We start from the raw sequence: 19,338 nt of genomic DNA, 5'->3' as shown, positions 1-19,338 counted from the left end.
GATGATGGCGGATAAAACGGAATGCCGCCCAGCCGATCCTACAGGTCGGGTTGCGGCTCGGGGGTGGGAGTTTTGAGCGGCAAGCGCAGCAGTTCCACTTTCCACCAGTTCGGCAGCAGGCGGCGCACTTCCGGGCGGGCGAAGCGGTCGTCGATCAGGTAGAGCACGCCTTGGTCTTCTGGCGTACGGATCACTCGGCCGGCGGCCTGCACCACTTTCTGCAGGCCGGGGTAGAGGTAGGTGTAGTCGTAGCCATTGCCGAACAGGGTGTCCATGCGCTGGCGGATTTCTTCGTTGATCGGGTTGAGCTGGGCCAGGCCGAGGGTGGCGACGAAGGCGCCGATCAGGCGTTCGCCGGGCAGGTCGACGCCTTCACCGAAAACCCCGCCGAGTACGGCGAAGCCGATGCCGCGCCCGCCAATCTGGAAGCGCTCGATAAAGCCCTGACGCGTTGCTTCGTCCATCTGCCGGGATTGCGTCCACACCGGGATCTGCGGGTGCTCGCGGCGTAGCTCCTGCAGCACCTGTTCCAGGTACTGATAGCTGCTGAAAAAGGCCAGGTAGTTGCCCGGGCGTTCGGCGTACTGGCGTGACATCAACTGGCAGATCGGCGCCAGCGAGGCGTCGCGGTGCTGGTAGCGGGTGGACAGGTTGCGCACCACCTGCACGTGCAGTTGTTCGGCGCTGAAGGGCGAGGCCACATCCAGACACTGGGTCTCTTCCGGCAGGCCGAGCAGGTCGAGGTAGTAGTGGCTGGGGCTGAGGGTGGCGGAGAACAGCGTGGCGCTGTGGGCATCCTCGAAGCGCGGGCCGAGGAAGGGCGCCGGCAGGATATTGCGGATGCACAGGGTCGAATAGCTGCGCCCATTACCGACTTCATCGCGGTTGATATCGAACAGCGAGTGCGGGCCGAAGCTTTCTGCAAGGCGGCAGAACAGCATGGCGTCCATGTAAAAGCTGAGCAGCTCACCGCCATTGCCTTCAGGCTGGTCGGTAAGCAGGTCGGTGATTGCGCTGACCGCCTTGCCCAGCGCAGCGAGCAACAAGTCCGGCGCCAGCGGGTAGACCTGATAGGGCACCGCTTGCTCGCGGTGCAGCTGATCCCAGTGGCGGTCGACCCGTTCCAGCACGCTTTTCAGGCGCTTCGGCGCGTCGCGACACATGGCTTTGAAGCGCGCCTGATCCAGCTCGGCGCTGTACATGCCGCGCCCGCGTTCCACCAGGTTGTGCGCTTCGTCCACCAGCAGGCAGACGCGCCACTGGTTGATCAGGGTGAGGCTGTGCAGCAGGGCGCCGAGGTCGAAGTAGTAGTTGTAGTCGCACACCACCGCGTCGCTCCAGCGGCACAGTTCCTGGCTCAGGTAGTAGGGGCACACGCCGTGGGCGATGGCGATATTGCGCACGGCCTGCTGATCCAGCCAGCGTTCCTTGAGCGCCGCACTGCGCGCTGCCGGCAGGCGGTCGTAGAAGCCCTTGGCCAGCGGGCAGGAGTCGCCATGGCAGGCCTTGCTCGGGTGCTCGCAGGCCTTGTCGCGGGCGACGTGCTCCAGCACACGCAGCGGCGTGTCCGGCTCGCGCAGGCGTTGCAGGGCATCCAGTGCCAGGCGCCGGCCTGGCGTCTTGGCGCTGAGGAAGAACAGGCGGTCGAGCTGCTGGCCGGGCATGGCCTTGAGCTGCGGGAACAGGGTGCCGAGGGTTTTGCCGATGCCGGTGGTGGCCTGCGCCAGCAGGTAGTGGCCGTCACGCGCGGCTCGGTATACGGCTTCAGCCAGTTGCCGTTGGCCATGACGGAATTCGCCGTAGGGGAACTCCAGCGCTTCCAATGCCTGATTGCGTGCTTGCTGATGCGCCTGCTCCTGCCGCGCCCATTCGATGTAACGGCGGCAGTGCAGGGCGAAGAACTCGCCCAGCGACGCGGCGCTGTGGCGCTCGCGGAACACCGTTTCCTGTTGGGTCATGACGTTGAAGTACACCACCGCCAGATCCAGTTCCTCGAAGCCCAGTTCCTGGCACAGCAGCCAGCCGTAGATCTTCACCTGCGCCCAGTGCAGCAGGCGGTGGTTGGCCGGGATGCGCGAGATGTCGCCACGGTGGGTCTTGATCTCTTCCAGCAAGCGAAACTCGGGGTCGAAGCCATCGGCGCGGCCACTGACGGTCAGCCCCTCGAACTGGCCGATTAGTGGCAACTCGGCCACATAGTCCGGGCCGCGCCTCGCCACCACCGTGGCGTGCCCGGCCATGCCTTCCTGCGCGGTAGGCGAGGGGGTGAAGCGCAGGTCGAGGTCACCTTCCTTGGCGGTGAACTCGCACAGCTCGCGCACGGCGATGCGCAGGCTCACTCGGCCCACTCCACATAGCAGACGCTGACCGGCATGCCGTGCTCGGCGCAGAAGGCCAGCCAGCGCTTCTGGTTGTCCTGCAGGCGGTCGCCGGGGCCTTTCACCTCGATCATTCGGTAGCGGCCTTCGGCCGGCCAGAACTGGATCAGGTCGGGCATGCCGGCGCGGTTCTCGCGGATGTCTGCGAGCAGGCGGCGGAACCAGGCGGCCAGGTGCGCGGGTGGCAGGCAGGTTAGCGCCTGTTCCAGACGTTCGGTATCGAGCAGCTCCCAGAACACGAAGGGCGACTGAATGCCGAACTTCTCGGCGTGGGTGCGGCGCATGGCCTCGAGGTAGCTGCCGTCGTCCAGGCGCGCCAGGCAGGCGGCGAACAGCTCGCTGCGGCGGGTGTGGAAGTCGGCGCGGTGCAGATCCACCGGGCCGGTGTGAAAGGGGTGGAAGAAGGCGCCAGGCAGCGGGGCGAAGATCGCCTCCCAGCAGAGCAGGCCGAACAGCCCACAGATCAGTGTGTTCTCCACGTAATGTACCGGCGCATCGGGTTCGGCCAGGTGCATGGCCACGGCCAGCTCGACGCTGGCGGCGCGCGGCAGGCGCAGGTCGAGGCGATCCTCGATCAGCTTCGCCGCCTTGGTCGCAGGTGGTAGGCTGAGGCGTTTGCGCAAACGTGTGCGGGCTCGCTCGGCCAGTTGCGCCTCTTCGGCATTATGCGGTGCCGCGATTACTTGTTCGGCCAGTGCCAATGCTTCGGCATCCTGGCCTAGGCGCTCCAGCACGCGAATCTGCCGTTGCCGCGAGCCCACTGCACGGGTGTCGCGGTATAGCGCCAGCGCCGAGTCCAGCTCGCCAGCGCGCTCCAGATGCTGCGCCAATTGCAGCAGCAGGCGCTGGTGGCGTTCGCCTATATGCGGGCTGTCGCTGGAGAAATCGCCGAGCTGCTGCAGTACCTCGGTGACCGTCATGCCGACCTCGAAGGCCTCGCGACAGGCGCGCAGGTGCAGGTAGTCGTCGACGTCCTGGCGGTGACGAAAGCCGCGCGAGCCCGGCGTGATTGGTACCTGCTCGTAGCGGAAGATGCCCAAGTCGGCGAGCACGAACTCCGACCAGTCCTGCGCGAGGTTGCCGAAAAACATCAGGCGCAGGCGGTCGCACAGCGGGCCGATGGCCAGGCTCAGCAGGCACTCGTGCAGATTAGGGCACCAGTCGGCCAGGCTGCGTGGTTCGATATGCAGCTCGCGCAGGTGGTCGAGCGCTTCGCTCTTTTTCAGATTGCCGTCTGGCAGATCGCTGGCGAAATGCGCGGCCAGTTCGTCCTTGAGCAGCAGGGCGCCCAGCTCGTCGAAGGTCAGGGCGGCGCAGTCGATCAGCCAGCCCCGTTGCAGCAGTGGCGCGGCGGCAGTGGGGATATCACCGATCTCGGCGTAGCGCAGTTTGCTCACGCGAAAGTGCACGCCCTTGCGCATCACCAGGCGCACCAGCAGCGCCTGAGCGGGCAGGGGCAGCTGAGGAAAATCCGCGAGGAAGGCGCGCTCGGCGTCGTCCATCAGGTCGCGGTGATGGGCGTCGAGCCAGGCAAGCGCCTTGCGGAAGTTGGCCAGGTAATAGAGTTCGGGGGCGTCGAGGCTGAGCATGAGGCGAAGTTTTACTGGTTTTTTATACAGATGCCAGTGCCGTTCACTCGCAGCGCTGTCGAGCAGACGGAAGGCGAGGGGGCTGCCGAGAGGTCAGTCGTGCTGACTATCTGTCTGATCGATAAGGGCTTTTCCAAGTATCGATGGCATTGATTGTCACTATCCCGAGATGTGCCTTTTGCCGTTTTGGGGCGTGCGTAACATGGGCCCCGTAGCCAGTTACTTACCCCCCTCTTTCGGAGAACGACCATGAAAAAGCAAATCCTCGCCAGCCTCGTTATCGCCACCCTGTCTGCCAGCGCTTTCGCCCTGCCGCAGGTTTCCGCCGAACAGTCCGCTGCCCCTGTCGTCGCTGAAGATGGCGCAGATCGTGTCGGCACCAACCGCGTTGCCGAAGGTGGCTACGAGCGTACCCTGGAGCGCTTCCGCATCGTTGAAGATGGTGCCGACCGCGCTGGCGCGAACCGCGTAGCCGCAGACGGTACTGATCGTGTCGGTGCGAACCGCGTAGCTGCCGACGGTGCTGATCGTGTCGGCGCGAACCGTGTAGCTGCAGACGGTGCTGATCGTGTCGGTGCGAACCGCGTAGCTGCAGACGGTGCTGATCGTGTCGGTGCCAACCGCGTAGCTGCAGACGGTGCTGATCGTGTGGGTGCCAACCGCGTAGCCGCAGACGGTGCTGACCGTGTGGGTGCCAACCGCGTAGCCGCAGATGGCGCTGACCGCGTGGGTGCCAGCCGTATCAGCTGATCCGGTCATCCATCACGCGGGAGCAGTCTTATGCCGCATAGCAGTTAGAAAGGGCGCCCTGAATCGGCGCCCTTTCTCGTTCATACAGTCTCCACACAATCTCCACGTTCACCCCATACGCCTCCCATCGCCGCTGCCCAGACTCTGCCGTACCTTCACTCGCTACGGAGAGCCGTACCATGAGCCGTACCCTGGGCTTCAAGCTGGGCGCCATCGCCCTGTTGATTTTGCTGCTGATGATTCCCCTGTTGATGATCGATGGCCTGGTCGACGAGCGCCAAGGCCTGCGCTATCAGGTGCTGCAGGACATCGCCCGCAGTTCCAGCTATCGCCAGCAGATTACCGGGCCGATCCTGGTCGTGCCCTATATCAAGACCACCCATGAGTGGAAAACCAACGAGAAGACCGGTGAGCGCTACAGCGAAGAACACCAGCGCCGTGGTCGCCTGTATTTCCTGCCGGAACGCTTCGTGCTCGACGGTCAGATCGGCACCGAGCTGCGCGCCCGTGGCATTTACGAGGCGCGCCTGTATCGCAGCGATAGCCAGGTCAGCGGCCAGTTCCGCCTGCCGGCGCGTCTGGGGCTGGGCGACGACCTGGGCTTCTATCGCTTCGAGACGCCTTTCCTCGCCGTCGGGATCAGCGATATTCGTGGCATCAACAATGACCTCAAGTTGCGCCTCAATGGTCAGACCCTGAGCTTCGCGCCCGGCACCCACGACAACCGTTTCGGCGATGGCGTGCACGTAGCGCTGCCAGCGCTGGACAGCCAGGGCGGGCAGGTGCTCGACTTTGCCTTCGACCTCAAGCTGCAGGGCACCGAGCAACTCGATGTGGTGCCGGTGGGCCGCGACAGTCGCGTCAGCCTGAAGTCCGACTGGCCGCACCCGAGCTTCGTCGGCGAATACCTGCCGAGTCGTCGTGAGATCACCGATCAGGGTTTCAGTGCCGAATGGCAGACCAGCTTCTTCGCCACCAATCTCGAGGAAGCGCTGCGTAGCTGTGCTGGCGAGAACCAGTGCCAGGCACTGTTCGGCCGCAGCTTTGGCGTGAGTTTCGTTGATCCCGTCGACCAGTACCTGAAGACCGATCGCGCGATCAAATATGCGCTGCTGTTCATCGCCCTGACCTTCGCCACCTTCTTCCTCTTCGAGGTGCTCAAGCGCCTGGCCGTGCACCCGGTGCAGTACGCCCTGGTCGGTCTGTCGCTGGCGCTGTTCTACCTGCTGCTCCTGTCGCTCTCCGAGCACCTGCCGTTTGCCCTGGCCTATGGCCTGTCGGCAGGCGCCTGCGTCGGCCTGATCGGCTTCTACGTCAGCTTCGTGCTGCACAGCTGGCAGCGTGGCCTGGGCTTTGGTGCCTTGCTGGCGGCGTTGTACGGGATGCTCTTCGGCCTGCTCAGCGCCGAGGACTACGCCCTGCTGATGGGCTCTCTGCTGGTGTTCGGCGTGCTCAGCAGCGTGATGGTGCTGACCCGCAAGCTGGACTGGTACGGCGTTGGCCGCAACGTCTGAAGCCCAATGCGCGGCCAAGGCCGCGCCTTATTTCTGGAGGTGATCCCATGCGTCTTTTGCTGCAGTTTTCCGCCTGCCTGGGCCTTGGTCTGGTGGTGGCGGTGGTGATTCTGATCGGCCTGATGTTCTTCGGCTGGTTCAACCTGATCGATGGCCTGCTGCTGAGCGGCAAGCCGCTGGCCAGTCTGAGTCTGATGGTGTTGCCGGAAGGGTTCTGGAATGAACTGACCGGCGTTCACGATGCGGTGAACAACCCATCGCTGTGTTCGTTCCTGGCGATGTGCGCGGCGCTGGGCCAGGTCGGCCTGCTACTGGCGCTTGGCTTCATGCGTCTGTGGTACCGGGCATGAGCGGGCATATCGGTTTGCGCGAGGAGGCGCGTGCCGGGCAGTGGCTGGCGCGGCGGATTGCCGGGTTGTTTCGCGATGCCCATCATGGGCCGTGGGCGAGTGGTCGCGTAGACTCGCGGCACATTGAACGGGAGTGCTTCAAGGATGAACAAGAGACTGCTCATCGCTCTTGGCGGTCTGCTGCTGGCGAGCCTGGCGCAGGCCGATGATTGCCGGCAGCAACTGCCGGCCTGGATCGCAATGGCCCATCCGGGTCACGAGGCTGGCCAGGCGCTGGAGGACGAGCGCGGGCGCTACCGGGTGGATGCCGAACGGAGCATCTGCAAGGTATGGCCGGCGCGGCCTGAACTGACCTTGATCGCGCTGCCGTTGGTACGCGCAGAGTACGATGGTTATGGAGAGACGGATCTTGAAGTGCTGGTGCTGGATAACGCCAAACAGCGTTTCGTGGCGCGCTTGGTCGAGCCCAATAAGTTGGACTGGGATGCGATTTACGTCGAGGACATGTCGTTCGACACTGCACCTTATCGGCTGCGCAAGGATGATATCGCTTTCGGTGTGCGGATATCGCGCAGTGGCAGTTCCCGGCCCAACCCTTCCTATGAAACCCAACTCAGCCTCTACCAACTGGACGCTCAGCAATTGCGACCATTGTTGAGCGAGTTACCGGTTAGAAAGGTCTGGGGCGAGTGGGATACCAACTGCGCTGGAGTGTTCAGCAAAACTGAGGGTGTGGTCATCATTAGCGATCAGGTCGGTAACCAGGGGTATCGCGATCTGCTGCTCAAGGATGTCCGCGTCGAACGACGCAAGGCATTGGTCGACGGCGAATGCCAGACTGTCGAAGAGAGTACGCATCGCTACCAGTTGCCCATAGAGTTCGGCGACGAACGCTATCTGTTGCCAATCGAGCAGGTCTCCGATCCGCTCTAAGGTACATGGCTCGGATGTAGTCCGGGGACAGCTCGACAAGGCTATCCCCGGATTGCATCCGGGCTACGGGGTGGCAAGCCAGGTGAACCGTGCTCACCTGATGCCCGGCGTTACAGACTGACCGAAATCCCCGCCTGCAGCGTACGCGGCTCGCCCGGGTAGGCCCAGACGTTCCAGGCGCGTTCCTCGTAGTGCTTGTCGAACACGTTGTTCAGGTTGAGGTTCAGGCGCACGTTCTCGGTCAGCGGGTAGTAGGCCAGCAGGTCGACCACGGTGTAGCCGTCCATGTCGAAGGTGTTGTTGCTGGTCTGGCCCTGACGCTCGCTGACGTACTTCACGCCCATACCCAGGCCCAGGCCGTCCAGTGTGCCGCCATCGAACTCGTAGGTGTCGAGCAGGTTGAAGCTGTGCCGTGGCACGTTGGCCAGGCGCGAGCCTACCGGCATGGTCGCGCTGGTGCTTTCGGTGACTTCGGCATCGACGTAGGCATAGCCACCGATTACCCGCCACTGCGGGGTGATGTTGCCGGCCAGGTTGATGTCGAAACCACGGCTGCGTACTTCACCGGCAGCGATGCTGCGGGTGCTGTCCAGCGGGTCGCTGGTCAGCACGTTTTCCTTGACGATATGGAACAGGGCCGCAGTCAGGCTGAGGTCGCGGTCGAGCATGTCGTACTTGATGCCGACTTCATGGGCGACACCTTTTTCCGGGTCGAAGGAGTTATTCAGGCGATCCGCACCCCGGTTGGGCTTGAACGAGCGCGAGGTGTTGGCGAACACCGCCAGTTCGTCGGTCAGGTCGTAGATCAGGCCGAAGCGCGGGGTGACGGCGTTGTGCGCCTGATCCCAGTCGCCGCTGGTGGTGAGCTTGTCTTCGTAGCTCTGCTCGAAACGCTCGATGCGCGCGCCCACCTGAGCCTTGAGGCGTTCGGTGAGCGCGACCTGATCCTGCAGGTAGAGGGCGTAGGACTCCAGCGTTTCGGCATCATGCGTGGTGGTGCGGGTCAGCGCCGGCAATGGCTGGCCGTGTACCGGGTTGTACAGGTCGATGGGGAATGCGTTGTCGTTCGGCGAGCGGATGATCAGCGAGTTGTAGTTGAACTTGTCGTACTCCACACCCACCAGCAGGGTGTGGGCGAAACCAGCAAGGTCGAAGTTGCCTTCGGCATTGGCCTGGGCGTTGACGTCATTCCAGTTCAGCCAGCGCTCGTTGTAGTTGCGCCCGACGCTGCTGGCGCCTGCAGGCAGGCCGGTGTAGGCGTTGCTGTTGTTCTCCACGGCGCCGCCGTAGATCTTGCCATCGAGGTATTGCACGCCACCGCGCAGCGTCCAGCTGTCATTGAGCCGGTGCTCGATGCGCAGCTGGGTGCTGGCGTTCTCGTTGGTCAGCTTGCCGGCGGCTTCTTCACCGAGGAAGCGATCACGCGGCAGCTTGCCGTTCTGGTTGGCGTAGCGGGTCACGCCACGGTCGAGCGGGTGGCGATTGTGCAGGTAGTCACCTTCGAGGGTGATGGAGGTGTCGTCATTGAGCTGCCAGCGCAGCACCGGGGCGACGTTGTAGCGCTCGCTCTCGACATCATCGCGGAAGCTGTCGCCGCCTTCGGTCACCAGGTTCAGGCGGTAGGTGAAGGCGGCCTGCTCGTCCAGCGCGCCGGTGGTGTCCAGGGTGCCGCGACGCAGGCCTTCGCTGTTGATCTGGCTGCCGAGTACGGTGCGGCGTTCGGCCTGCGGCTGCTTGCTGACGATGTTGAAGGTGCCGCCAGGGTCGCTACGGCCGTAGAGCATGGCCGCCGGGCCGCGCAGCACTTCGATGCGTTCGATGGTGCTGGCGTCGGGCATGTTCGGGTAGCCGCGGTTGACGGCGAAGCCGTTGCGGTAGAACTCCTGGCTGTTGAAGCCGCGAATCAGGAACTCGGTCAGGCCCTGGCCGCCGAAGTTGTTGCCGCGCTCCACGCCACCGGCATAGTCGAGTGCGTCTTCCAGGCGTACGGCGCCGATGTCCTGCACCACCTCGGCGGGAACCACGCTGATCGACTGCGGGATCTCGTGGATCGAGGTGTCGGTGCGCGTGGCACTGGCCGAGCGGGTGGCGCGGTAGCCAGTCACGGGGCCATCGACGCGCTCACTGGCTGCATTGACCTGCAGCGCTTCCAGAGCGAGCGGGGCATTGTCTTCGGCGGCTGAAGCATTGGCGGAAAGACAGGTAACGGCGGGTAGAGCCAAGAGCGGGACGACCAGGCGGCGCATTCATAGATCCTTGGGACAGGGAAAAAGCGCCGGCATGGTAGTGCTACGAAGAATTATTATCAATTGCAAATGAGCGTTTGCCCTCCGCCATTTATTTGTCTCGGCAGAATCGACTGCAGGCCAGGGAAAATGGGGAATGAGCGTCTCACCCGAGCGGGGCTAATACCAATGTCTAGCTGTCGACTTTTGCTGGCCTGCTGCTAGCTTGAAGGTGCATCAGAATAACAATAACCGGAGGCAGCTATGACTTCTGATAAAGCAAACGCGGCGGCGTACTGGAAAGCGAACGTGCGCCTGATCACCCTCAGCCTGATCGTATGGGCACTCGTCTCATACGGTTTCGCCATGATCCTGCGACCCATGCTCTCGGGCATCATGGTCGGCGGTGCGGATCTTGGCTTCTGGTTCGCCCAGCAGGGCTCCATCCTCTTCTTCATCGGGCTCATTTTTCACTACGCGTGGAGACTGAACAAACTCGATAAAGAATTCGGCGTCGAGGAGTAAGTGGTCATGAGCCAATTCGTCATCAACATGTTGTTCGTAGGCGCGTCCTTCGCGCTCTACATCGGCATCGCCATCTGGGCGCGTGCCGGCTCGACCAAAGAGTTCTACGTCGCCGGCGGTGGTGTGCATCCGGTCACCAACGGCATGGCGACTGCCGCTGACTGGATGTCCGCAGCCTCCTTCATTTCCATGGCCGGCCTGATCGCCGCTGGCGGTTATGCCAACTCCACCTTCCTCATGGGCTGGACCGGCGGCTACGTGCTGCTGGCGATGCTGCTGGCACCGTACCTGCGCAAGTTCGGCAAGTTCACCGTGCCGGATTTCATCGGTGATCGCTTCTACAGTCGTGGCGCACGCCTGACTGCGGTGATCTGCCTGGTGATCATTTCCGTGACCTATGTGATCGGCCAGATGGCCGGTGCCGGCGTTGCCTTCTCGCGCTTCCTCGAGGTGAGCAACTCCACCGGTATCTGGATCGCTGCGGCGGTGGTGTTCGCCTACGCCGTATTCGGCGGCATGAAGGGCATCACCTACACCCAGGTTGCTCAGTACGTGGTACTGATCGTGGCCTACACCATCCCGGCCATCTTCATCTCCCTGCAGCTGACCGGTAACCCGATCCCGCCGCTGGGCCTGTTCGGTGACCACGTCGAGTCGGGCGTGCCGCTGCTGCAGAAACTCGATGAAGTGGTGCGTGAGCTGGGCTTCGCTGCCTACACCGCCGATGTCGACAACAAGCTGAACATGGTGCTGTTCACCATGTCGCTGATGATCGGTACTGCCGGTCTGCCGCACGTGATCATCCGCTTCTTCACCGTGCCGAAAGTGGCCGATGCGCGTTGGTCTGCTGGCTGGACGCTGATCTTCATCGCCCTGCTGTATCTCACTGCGCCGGCCGTGGCCTCCATGGCGCGTCTGAACCTGGTGACCACCATCTATCCGGAAGGCGCCAGCGCCCCGGCTCTGGCGTATGCCGAGCGTCCGGACTGGGTCAAGAACTGGGAACAGACCGGTCTGATCAAGTGGGAAGACAAGAACGGTGACGGCCGTATCCAGATGTACAACGATGCGGCGCCGGCCTTCACTGCCACCGCCGACTCGCGTGGCTGGAAGGGTAACGAGCTGACCGTTAACAACGACATCCTGGTTCTGGCCAACCCGGAGATCGCCAACCTGCCTGCCTGGGTAGTCGGTCTGATCGCGGCGGGTGCCATTGCTGCGGCACTGTCGACGGCCGCTGGCTTGCTGCTGGCGATTTCTTCGGCGATCAGTCATGACCTGATCAAGACCTTGATCAACCCGAAGATCAGCGAGAAGAACGAAATGATCGCGGCGCGGATATCGATGGCGGCGGCGATTCTGCTGGCCACCTATCTGGGCCTCAATCCACCGGGCTTCGCTGCGCAGGTGGTGGCGTTGGCCTTCGGTATCGCGGCTGCGACCCTGTTCCCGGTGCTGATGATGGGGATCTTCTCCAAGCGCATGAACGACAAGGGTGCGATCTGCGGCATGGTGGTCGGTCTGGTGGTGACGCTGGTGTACATCTTCACCTACCTGGGCTGGTTCTTCATCCCGGGCACCAACAGCCTGCCCAATACCCCGGACCAGTGGTTCATGGGTATCTCCCCGGCATCCTTCGGTACCGTCGGTGCGCTGATCAACTTCGCCGTGGCCTACGGCGTCTCGATGGTCACTGCCGAACCGCCGCAGGAAATCCAGGATCTGGTGGAGAGCGTGCGTACTCCCAAAGGTGCTGGTGCCGCGCTGAGCCACTGAGCATAATCCCGGCCTGACGCCACCAGCCGGTGGCCAGGGCTTCAGTACACGGGCCTCCTATGGAGCGCCTCTAAAAACGTAGGCGAGGCAGCCAGCGCAAGGCAAAAACAGGCGAAAAAGCGGAGTTTACGCGCTGTAAATGAGCATTTTGAGCCTGTTTTTAACGCCGCGATGGCAACGCAGATAGTTTTTAGAGGTGTTCCAATGGAGGCCCGTCGTCTTTCAGGAACAGTCATATGTTGTGGACTTTGCTCGCCATCGTGGTAGCGGGGATCGGCGCTGCCGGTGTGGCCCTGCTGTTGCGCAAACTCACCGGTAATCGCCTGCCGCGCTGGTTGGTGCCGCTGTTCGGCGGCCTGGGCATGCTGGGCTACCAGGTGGTGTACGAGTATTCCTGGTTCGACCATCAGCTCGAGCGCCAGCCGCCTGAATCGGTAGTCGTGGCCAGCGAGGCCGGGCATGTGTTCTGGCGTCCCTGGAGCTATTTCCTGCCCATCACCACCGCCTTCACCGTGCTCGACAGCAAGAGCGTCGTACGCCGCGAAGTGGGCGATGCGTCGGTGGCCGAATTCATGCTCTATCGCTTCGAGAAACAGCACATCGATCATGTCTCGAATCAGGCGCATCTGCTCAACTGCCAGACAGGCGAATTGCTGCCGCTGGATGCGCAGCAAAAGCCGGTGCTGGAGCAGCTCAAGCGTATCGACAAAGGCGGCGTGCTGTACCAGCGCGTCTGTAGCTAGCCAGCGGCTGGAACGCTGCCCGTCAGTTGCATCACGAAGCCCCGGCATGCCGGGGCTTCGCCTTTCCATAGATGCAGATCAATGAGCGCCGCACGCTGCCTGCCTAGAATCGCCGGCTTTGCCTTGCAAGCAGGTGCTCCATGTCGTGTCGTCCCGAATTGCTGTCGCCCGCCGGCAGCCTCAAGAATATGCGTTATGCCTTCGCCTACGGCGCCGATGCGGTTTACGCCGGGCAGCCGCGTTACAGCCTGAGGGTGCGCAACAACGAGTTCGATCACGCCAACCTGGCCCTGGGCATCGCCGAGGCCCATGCCCAGGACAAGCAGTTCTACGTGGTGGTCAACATCGCCCCGCACAACGCCAAGCTGAAGACCTTTCTCAAGGATCTGCAGCCGGTGATCGACATGGCACCGGATGCGCTGATCATGTCCGACCCCGGCCTGATCATGCTGGTGCGCGAGCACTTCCCGTATATGCCGATTCACCTGTCCGTGCAGGCCAACGCGGTGAACTGGGCCAGCGTCGAGTTCTGGCGACGCCAGGGGCTGAGCCGGGTGATCCTCTCTCGCGAGCTGGCGCTGGAGGAGATCGAAGAGATTCGCCAGGCCGTGCCGAAGATGGAGTTGGAGGTGTTCGTCCATGGCGCGCTGTGCATGGCCTATTCCGGGCGTTGCCTGTTGTCGGGCTACATCAACCGTCGCGATCCCAACCAGGGCACCTGCACCAACGCCTGCCGCTGGCAGTACCAGGCCACGCCCGCTAGTGAGAACGAAACCGGCGATATCGTCCGTCTGGTCGAGCCGACCCTGGGCGAAGGCGCGCCGACCAGCCAGGCTTTCCTGCTGGAGGAGGCGACCCGACCGGGTGAGCAGATGGCCGCCTACGAGGACGAGCACGGCACCTACATCATGAACTCCAAGGATCTGCGCGCGCTGCAGCACGTACCGCGGCTGGTGGCCATGGGCGTGCATTCGCTGAAGATCGAGGGGCGCACCAAGAGTCATTTCTACTGCGCGCGAACCGCCCAGGCCTACCGCCGCGCCATCGACGATGCGCTGGCTGGCCGGCCGTTCGACCCCAGCCTGATGCAGGATCTCGAATCACTGGCCAATCGCGGCTACACCGAGGGCTTCCTGCGCCGCCATGTGCATGATGAATACCAGAACTACCAGCACGGCAGCTCGCGTAGCGAGCGGCAGCAGTTCGTCGGCGAATTGACCGGCGAACGCCGGGGCGAGCTGGCCGAGGTGCTGGTGAAGAATCGCTTCGAGGTAGGCGACGGCATCGAGTTGATGACCCCGCAAGGCAACCTGCATTTCACCCTGGAACATCTGGAAAACCGCGCGGGTGCGCGTATCGCGGTGGCGCCGGGCGACGGCCATCGGGTGTTCCTGCCAGTCGCGCCAGGTGTCGACCTCAACCACGCCTTGCTGCTGCGTGATCTACCGCCGCACAGCGGGCAGTAGATCGAGGCGTCAGAGCGACATGGCCTGCTGCCGACGGCGACGGCTGGAGAGTTGGCGCTCCAGTTCGACCAGGCTGTCGATGCCCTGGCGGCGTGCCTTGCTGAACAGCATCAGCGCCAGTTCGGCAGTGACCAGGGCATCGGCGCTGGCATGGTGACGTTGCTGCACCTGCAAGCCGAAGGCCTCGACCCAGGCGTCCAGACCGCGTAGCTGCGACGAGCCGTCAGGGCATAGCAGCGGCGCGATCTCGGCCACGTCGAAGAAGTGATGTTGCAGGCGATAGTCCAGGCTCTGCTTTAGGGCGCGGGCCAGCATGCGCTGGTCGAAGCCGGCGTGAAACGCCAGCAGCGGGCTGTTGCCGACGAACTCCATGAACTCCAGCAGTGCCTGTGCCGGGTCGACGCCACGTGCCACTTCGCTGGGGGCGATGCCGTGGATCAGGGTGCTGACGCTGGCCTGGTGATTCGGCCGGCACAGGGTGCATTCGAACTGCTCGGCGAAGTCGATGGCGCCGTTGTCGATCACCACCGCGCCGATGGCCAGCACCAGGTCGCGGCGCAGGTTCAGGCCGGTGGTTTCCAGATCGAGGACAACGAAGCGTTGCTGGTGCAGCGGGCGCTCGTCCAGCGGCGCCGGCAGCGCCAGGGCCTGGCGCCGCTCCAGTTGCTGCTGGGTCAGGGCCGGGCCACGGCCGCTGAACCAGGTGAATTTGCTCATAGCTGATACCTCGTGGCCAGGCTGCTCTGCAGGCGCTGGGCCTGGCGAAAGGATTCGCGCAGGATGCGCCGATCCAGCAGGTTCAGGCTGTCGGGGTCGAGTCGGTTGGAGTAGGGCAGCTCGTCGCGCGCCTGCAACTGGTGCTGCTGCATCCGCGTTTGCTGGATGAAATGATAGGCCTCCTCGAAGGCCGCGCCGTCCAGCGCCTCGATCACGCCACGGCTGATCAGGGCGCGCAGACGCTCCAGGGTGCCGACGGCGCCCACGCCATTGGCCAGTGCCAGCAGGCGCGCACCGTCGACGAAGGGCGTCAGACCCTGCACCTTGAGATCGAGGGTGTCCTTGTCGGCACCGGAGCGGGCCACCACGAAGTCGCGGAAGCGTCCGACTGGCGGACGCTGGCGCAGGGCGTTCTCGGCCAGCATGCGCTGGAACAGGCTATTGCCGGCGACCCGTTCGAGCAGCTCGCTACGCAGATGTTCGCAGCCCTCGGTCGGCCCCCAGACGCTGCGCAGATCGAAGTAGATCGACGAGCCCAGCAGATTCTCCGGGGTCGCCTCATGGATGAACCCGGCGAAGCGTCGCGACCACTCCTGGCGTGACAGGCACAGCTCGGGGTTGCCGGCCATGATATTGCCCTTGCACAGGGTGAAGCCGCACTGCGCCAGGCGCTGGTTGATCTCGGCGGCCAGCGGCAGCAGGCGTCCGCGAATGGCGGCGGCCTCGGCTGCGTCGCTGGCCTCGAAAAGGATGCCGTTGTCCTGATCGGTGTGCAGGGTCTGCTCGCGGCGGCCTTCGCTGCCGAAGCACAGCCAGGTGAAGGGCACGCCGGGGTCGCCCTTTTCCTCCAGCGTCAGTTCGATCACCCGGCACACCGTGTGGTCGTTGAGCAGGGTGATGATATGGGTGATCTGCGTCGAGCTGGCGCCGTGGGCGAGCATGCGGTCGACCAGCAGACGGATGTCGCTGCGCAGCCCGGCCAGGGTTTCGATCTTGCCGGCGTGGCGAATGGTGCGTGCCAGGTGCACCAGATCGACGCGCTGCAGGCTGAACAGGTCGCGCTCGGAGATGACTCCGCACAACTGCTCGTTCTCCACCAGGCAGACGTGGGCGATATGCCGCTCGGTCATGGCGATGGCGGCGTCGAAGGCGCTGGCATCCGGCGGCAAATGGAAGGGGGCGGTGGTCATCAGCGCGCTGATCGGCTGTGCCAGGTCGATGCCATCGGCGACCACCCGGCGCAGGTCGCGCAGGGTGAAGATGCCTTGCGGGCGGCGCTGCGGATCGAGGATCACGATGCTGCCGACGTGCTGCTCGTGCATCAGCCGCACGGCATCGCGCAGTGGCGTGTCCGGCGCGCAGCCGATGGGTTGGCGCATGGCCAGCTCGCCCAGGCGAGTGTCGAGCGAGTATTGCGCGCCGAGGGTTTCCACCGCGCGCAATTGCACCTGCTGGTTGACCTGGTCGAGCAGGCTGCTGACGCCGCGCAGGGCGAAGTCGCGCAGCGGGTTGGAAACGGCGAACAGCTTGACGAAGGCGTGCTTGGCCAGCAGCAGGCAGAAGGTGTCTTCGGCGGCCAGGTGTTCGGTGCGCGTGGCGCGCTCGCCGATCAGCGCCGCCAGCGGGAAGCACTCGCCGGCGGTGATCTCGAAGGTGGTCTCGGTGCCGCGCCGGGCGCTGTGCGGGCGCTCGCCATGCACACGGCCCTGCTTGACGATGTAGAAGTGCTCGACCGGGCCATCGCTGGGCTTGATGATCGAATCGCCTTCAGCGTAGAAACGCAGCTGGCAATGCTCGACCAGAAACGCCAGATGGGCCGTGTCCATCTGGTTGAAGGGGGGGAACTTCTGCAGGAACTCCATGGTGCCATGGATGTTCTGCAGCACCGCCGTCCTGCCCGCCTGGGCGAGCATGTCCGCTTTGCTCATGGCGCGGCCTCGTGATCTTGTTTGTTCGCATTGTGCCTGTGGGTGGGCGGATTGCCCATTGCACCTAAGTCGCAGCGCCAGGCTGGAACGATAATTCTTCTTTTTTGACGAAATTTTGACTTCCTTTGCGGCACACTAGGTGTGCCTGCATCGCGCTCGCGAGTAGGCTCACGCTGCGTACTCCCATCCCTCAGCTCAAGGCCGTTCCATGCAGTCACCCGCATCCACCGCGCGCCCGACGGTGCCGGTCAGTATTGGCAGTCACCTGGCGTTCCTCCTCGGCAGCGTGTTGTGCATGCTGCTGCTCTTCGCCCTGGCCCGTGCCGGCCTGTTGGCCTACAACCAGGCGATGATCGGGCAGACGCCGCTGGCCAGCTTCGTCGAGGCATTCTTCAATGGCGCGCGCTTCGATCTGCGCCTGATCGTCTATCTCTGCCTGCCGCTGACGCTGTCGTTGTTCAGCGTGCGGGCCATGGCCGCGCGCCGTCTGCATGTGGCCTGGCTGACCGTTGCCACCAGCCTGTGCCTGTTCCTGGCCGTGGCGGAGCTGAACTTCTATCGCGAATTCCACCAGCGCCTGAACAGCCTGGTGTTCCAGTACATGCAGGAAGACCTCGGCACGGTGTCGAGCATGATCTGGAACGGCTTCCCGGTGCTGCGCCTGCTGCTGGTCTGGGCGCTGGCCACGGCTGTGCTGGCCTGGCTGTTCCGCCGCATCGAGCGCGCCACGCGGGCACGCAGCCACGCACCAGTACCGCGCTGGCCCGCGCGCACGGCGGTGTTCGTGATGCTCCTGCTCGTCAGTGTGGTGTCGGCGCGCGGCACGCTGCGTTCCGGCCCGCCGCTGCGCTGGGGCGATGCCTATACCACCGAGTCGATGTTCGCCAACCATCTCGGCCTCAACGGCACCCTGACGCTGGTGAGCGCCGCCAGCTACTTCTTCTCCGACCAGGGCGACAACCGCTGGAAGGCGACGCTGCCTGAAGCTGAAGCGCTGCAGACGACGCGCAACATGCTGCTGACACCGAACGATCGCTTGATCGATGACGACCTGGCGGCGATTCGTCGTGTCACCACGCCGCCTGCCGAGGGCCGCCTGCCGCAGGTGCGCAACGTGGTGGTGATCCTCATGGAGAGCATGGCCGGCCGCTACATCGGCGCCATGGGCAATACCGACGGCATCACGCCGAACTTCGATGCCCTGGCCAAACAGGGCCTGCTGTTCCAGCGCTTCTTCTCCAACGGCACCCATACCCACCAGGGCATGTTCGCCACCATGGCCTGCTTCCCCAACCTGCCGGGGTTCGAGTACCTGATGCGCATGCCCGAGGGCGGCCACCAGTTCTCCGGGCTGCCGCAGCAGCTCAGTGTTCGTGGCTACGACGACGTCTACGTCTACAACGGCAGCTTTGCCTGGGATAACCAGTCAGGCTTCTTCGGCAACCAGGGCATGCGCAACTTCGTTGGCCGTGAGGACTTCGTCGACCCGGTGTTCATCGACCCGACCTGGGGCGTGTCCGACCAGGACATGTTCGACCGCGCGGCCACCGAGCTGGCCAGCCTCGACAAGAAGGGCAAGCCCTTCTATGCGCTGCTGCAGACCTTGTCCAACCACACGCCGTACGCCCTGCCGGAAAACCTGCCGGTCGAGCGCGTCACCGGCCACGGCTCGCTGGACGAGCACCTGACCGCCATGCGTTACGCCGACTGGGCCCTCGGCCAGTTCTTCGCCAAGGCGCGTCAGGAGCCGTACTTCAAGGACACCCTGTTCGTGATTCTGGGTGACCACGGCTTCGGCAACGACGAGCAGATCACCGAGATGGATCTGTCGCGCTTCAGCATCCCGTTGCTGATGATCGGCCCTGGCGTGCAGGAAACCTTCGGCGCCAGCCGCGATATCGTTGGCAGCCAGATCGACGTGGTGCCGACCATCATGGGCCGCCTGGGCGAGTCGACCCAGCAGCAATGCTGGGGCCGTGACCTGCTCAGCCTGCCGCAAGACGATGCCGGTGTGGCGGTGATCAAACCGTCGGGCAGCGATCCGACTGTGGCGCTGGTCAGTGGCGAGCACATCCTGGTCAAACCGCGTGACCGCGACGCGCATCTTTACCGTTACTGGTTGGGGCGTGACGCGGGGGGCAAGGTGGTCGATGAGCCGCAACTGCGTAGCGAGATGGAGCACAAGCTCTCGGCGTTCGAGCAGACGGCTACTGACAGCCTGATCAACAACACCACGGGCGCTCACCCGAAGCAGGTGCCGGGCAACCGCTGAGCGCAGGTTTTGGTATCAGGGAGGTTCTGCGGAGTCTCTCTGGTACTGGACTGGCAAGTTTGTGTGAATCTGCTGTTATTTTCGGTGCTCAAGCTGCTTATCGCGTTCTGCTGATATCTCCCGTTTCGCCTCCCGGCGACCTTCTTTTGTCAAACGCCACAAAAGAAGGCAA

Annotated in this window: 14 protein-coding genes; 8 read left to right on the top strand and 6 right to left on the bottom strand. The window is 63.8% G+C overall.

Annotated elements, in window-relative coordinates; all coding sequences use genetic code 11:
• Positions 1-38: 38 nt before the first annotated feature.
• The 3 genes from ACODS1_RS20980 to ACODS1_RS20970 all read right to left on the bottom strand — a co-directional run bounded on the left by ACODS1_RS20980 (position 39) and on the right by ACODS1_RS20970 (position 4,726).
• Positions 39-2,339: an ATP-dependent DNA helicase gene (locus ACODS1_RS20980; RefSeq protein ID WP_489087184.1), complete on the bottom strand. Its 2,301-nt coding sequence runs from the start codon at positions 2,337-2,339 to the stop codon at positions 39-41.
• Complete coding sequence (locus tag ACODS1_RS20975; protein ID WP_489087183.1) at positions 2,336-3,967, bottom strand: VRR-NUC domain-containing protein; 1,632 nt, start codon at positions 3,965-3,967, stop codon at positions 2,336-2,338. Before ACODS1_RS20975 ends, ACODS1_RS20980 begins: the two co-directional genes overlap by 4 nt.
• A gap of 219 nt (positions 3,968-4,186) precedes the next feature.
• Positions 4,187-4,726 carry a hypothetical protein gene (locus tag ACODS1_RS20970; RefSeq protein ID WP_489087182.1) on the bottom strand — a complete coding sequence of 180 codons (540 nt, stop codon included), beginning with the start codon at positions 4,724-4,726 and terminating at the stop codon, positions 4,187-4,189.
• Between the two features lie 170 nt (positions 4,727-4,896).
• Between ACODS1_RS20970 and creD the strand changes: the two genes are divergently transcribed.
• The 3 genes from creD to ACODS1_RS20955 all read left to right on the top strand — a co-directional run bounded on the left by creD (position 4,897) and on the right by ACODS1_RS20955 (position 7,514).
• Complete coding sequence (creD, locus tag ACODS1_RS20965; RefSeq protein WP_489087181.1) at positions 4,897-6,231, top strand: cell envelope integrity protein CreD; 1,335 nt, start codon at positions 4,897-4,899, stop codon at positions 6,229-6,231.
• A 47-nt stretch (positions 6,232-6,278) separates the two neighbouring features.
• Positions 6,279-6,581 (top strand): hypothetical protein, encoded by a 303-nt coding sequence (locus ACODS1_RS20960; RefSeq protein ID WP_489087180.1) that lies wholly within the window; start codon positions 6,279-6,281, stop codon positions 6,579-6,581.
• A 144-nt stretch (positions 6,582-6,725) separates the two neighbouring features.
• Positions 6,726-7,514: a PA3715 family protein gene (locus tag ACODS1_RS20955; RefSeq protein WP_489087179.1), complete on the top strand. Its 789-nt coding sequence runs from the start codon at positions 6,726-6,728 to the stop codon at positions 7,512-7,514.
• Between the two features lie 110 nt (positions 7,515-7,624).
• Here the strand turns inward: ACODS1_RS20955 and ACODS1_RS20950 are convergent, their stop codons facing one another.
• Positions 7,625-9,760 (bottom strand): TonB-dependent siderophore receptor, encoded by a 2,136-nt coding sequence (locus ACODS1_RS20950; RefSeq protein WP_489087178.1) that lies wholly within the window; start codon positions 9,758-9,760, stop codon positions 7,625-7,627.
• Between the two features lie 243 nt (positions 9,761-10,003).
• On the opposite strand from ACODS1_RS20950, the gene ACODS1_RS20945 reads away from it, so the two are divergent.
• The 4 genes from ACODS1_RS20945 to trhP all read left to right on the top strand — a co-directional run bounded on the left by ACODS1_RS20945 (position 10,004) and on the right by trhP (position 14,249).
• The gene (locus ACODS1_RS20945) at positions 10,004-10,264 is read left to right on the top strand and encodes a DUF4212 domain-containing protein (protein ID WP_322978795.1); all 261 of its coding nucleotides are present in this window, start codon (positions 10,004-10,006) and stop codon (positions 10,262-10,264) included.
• Between the two features lie 6 nt (positions 10,265-10,270).
• Positions 10,271-12,040 carry a sodium:solute symporter family protein gene (locus ACODS1_RS20940; RefSeq protein ID WP_489087177.1) on the top strand — a complete coding sequence of 590 codons (1,770 nt, stop codon included), beginning with the start codon at positions 10,271-10,273 and terminating at the stop codon, positions 12,038-12,040.
• 236 nt (positions 12,041-12,276) lie between these two features.
• Complete coding sequence (locus tag ACODS1_RS20935; RefSeq protein ID WP_489087176.1) at positions 12,277-12,783, top strand: hypothetical protein; 507 nt, start codon at positions 12,277-12,279, stop codon at positions 12,781-12,783.
• A 140-nt stretch (positions 12,784-12,923) separates the two neighbouring features.
• On the top strand, positions 12,924-14,249 hold the full coding sequence (gene trhP, locus ACODS1_RS20930) for a prephenate-dependent tRNA uridine(34) hydroxylase TrhP (RefSeq protein ID WP_489087175.1): 1,326 nt from the start codon (positions 12,924-12,926) through the stop codon (positions 14,247-14,249).
• Between the two features lie 9 nt (positions 14,250-14,258).
• Here the strand turns inward: trhP and ACODS1_RS20925 are convergent, their stop codons facing one another.
• Together ACODS1_RS20925 and ACODS1_RS20920 are read right to left on the bottom strand one after the other, a co-directional pair.
• On the bottom strand, positions 14,259-14,966 hold the full coding sequence (locus ACODS1_RS20925; RefSeq protein ID WP_489087174.1) for a 3'-5' exonuclease: 708 nt from the start codon (positions 14,964-14,966) through the stop codon (positions 14,259-14,261).
• Entirely contained in the window at positions 14,963-16,894 is a 1,932-nt protein-coding gene (locus tag ACODS1_RS20920; protein ID WP_489087173.1) for a putative nucleotidyltransferase substrate binding domain-containing protein, read from the bottom strand. The genes ACODS1_RS20925 and ACODS1_RS20920 overlap by 4 nt, the downstream gene beginning before the upstream one ends.
• A gap of 208 nt (positions 16,895-17,102) precedes the next feature.
• On the opposite strand from ACODS1_RS20920, the gene ACODS1_RS20915 reads away from it, so the two are divergent.
• Positions 17,103-19,166, top strand: a complete 2,064-nt coding sequence (locus ACODS1_RS20915; RefSeq protein ID WP_489087172.1) for an LTA synthase family protein — start codon at positions 17,103-17,105, stop codon at positions 19,164-19,166.
• The last annotated feature ends 172 nt before the right edge of the window (positions 19,167-19,338 follow it).

Source organism: Pseudomonas sp. FG29 (assembly GCF_057809355.1).
Note: the sequence above shows the minus strand (reverse complement) of the source record. Positions and strands in the feature narration are given on the sequence as shown.

What these genes read in the sequence shown, in the direction of transcription:
- ACODS1_RS20975 (WP_489087183.1), bottom strand. Translation starts at nt 3,967, where the DNA reads ATGCTCAGCCTCGACGCCCCCGAACTCTATTACCTGGCCAACTTCCGC.
- ACODS1_RS20970 (WP_489087182.1), bottom strand. Translation starts at nt 4,726, where the DNA reads ATGACCGGATCAGCTGATACGGCTGGCACCCACGCGGTCAGCGCCATC.
- creD (WP_489087181.1), top strand. Translation starts at nt 4,897, where the DNA reads ATGAGCCGTACCCTGGGCTTCAAGCTGGGCGCCATCGCCCTGTTGATT.
- ACODS1_RS20960 (WP_489087180.1), top strand. Translation starts at nt 6,279, where the DNA reads ATGCGTCTTTTGCTGCAGTTTTCCGCCTGCCTGGGCCTTGGTCTGGTG.
- ACODS1_RS20955 (WP_489087179.1), top strand. Translation starts at nt 6,726, where the DNA reads ATGAACAAGAGACTGCTCATCGCTCTTGGCGGTCTGCTGCTGGCGAGC.
- ACODS1_RS20950 (WP_489087178.1), bottom strand. Translation starts at nt 9,760, where the DNA reads ATGCGCCGCCTGGTCGTCCCGCTCTTGGCTCTACCCGCCGTTACCTGT.
- ACODS1_RS20945 (WP_322978795.1), top strand. Translation starts at nt 10,004, where the DNA reads ATGACTTCTGATAAAGCAAACGCGGCGGCGTACTGGAAAGCGAACGTG.
- ACODS1_RS20940 (WP_489087177.1), top strand. Translation starts at nt 10,271, where the DNA reads ATGAGCCAATTCGTCATCAACATGTTGTTCGTAGGCGCGTCCTTCGCG.
- ACODS1_RS20935 (WP_489087176.1), top strand. Translation starts at nt 12,277, where the DNA reads ATGTTGTGGACTTTGCTCGCCATCGTGGTAGCGGGGATCGGCGCTGCC.
- trhP (WP_489087175.1), top strand. Translation starts at nt 12,924, where the DNA reads ATGTCGTGTCGTCCCGAATTGCTGTCGCCCGCCGGCAGCCTCAAGAAT.
- ACODS1_RS20925 (WP_489087174.1), bottom strand. Translation starts at nt 14,966, where the DNA reads ATGAGCAAATTCACCTGGTTCAGCGGCCGTGGCCCGGCCCTGACCCAG.
- ACODS1_RS20920 (WP_489087173.1), bottom strand. Translation starts at nt 16,894, where the DNA reads ATGAGCAAAGCGGACATGCTCGCCCAGGCGGGCAGGACGGCGGTGCTG.
- ACODS1_RS20915 (WP_489087172.1), top strand. Translation starts at nt 17,103, where the DNA reads ATGCAGTCACCCGCATCCACCGCGCGCCCGACGGTGCCGGTCAGTATT.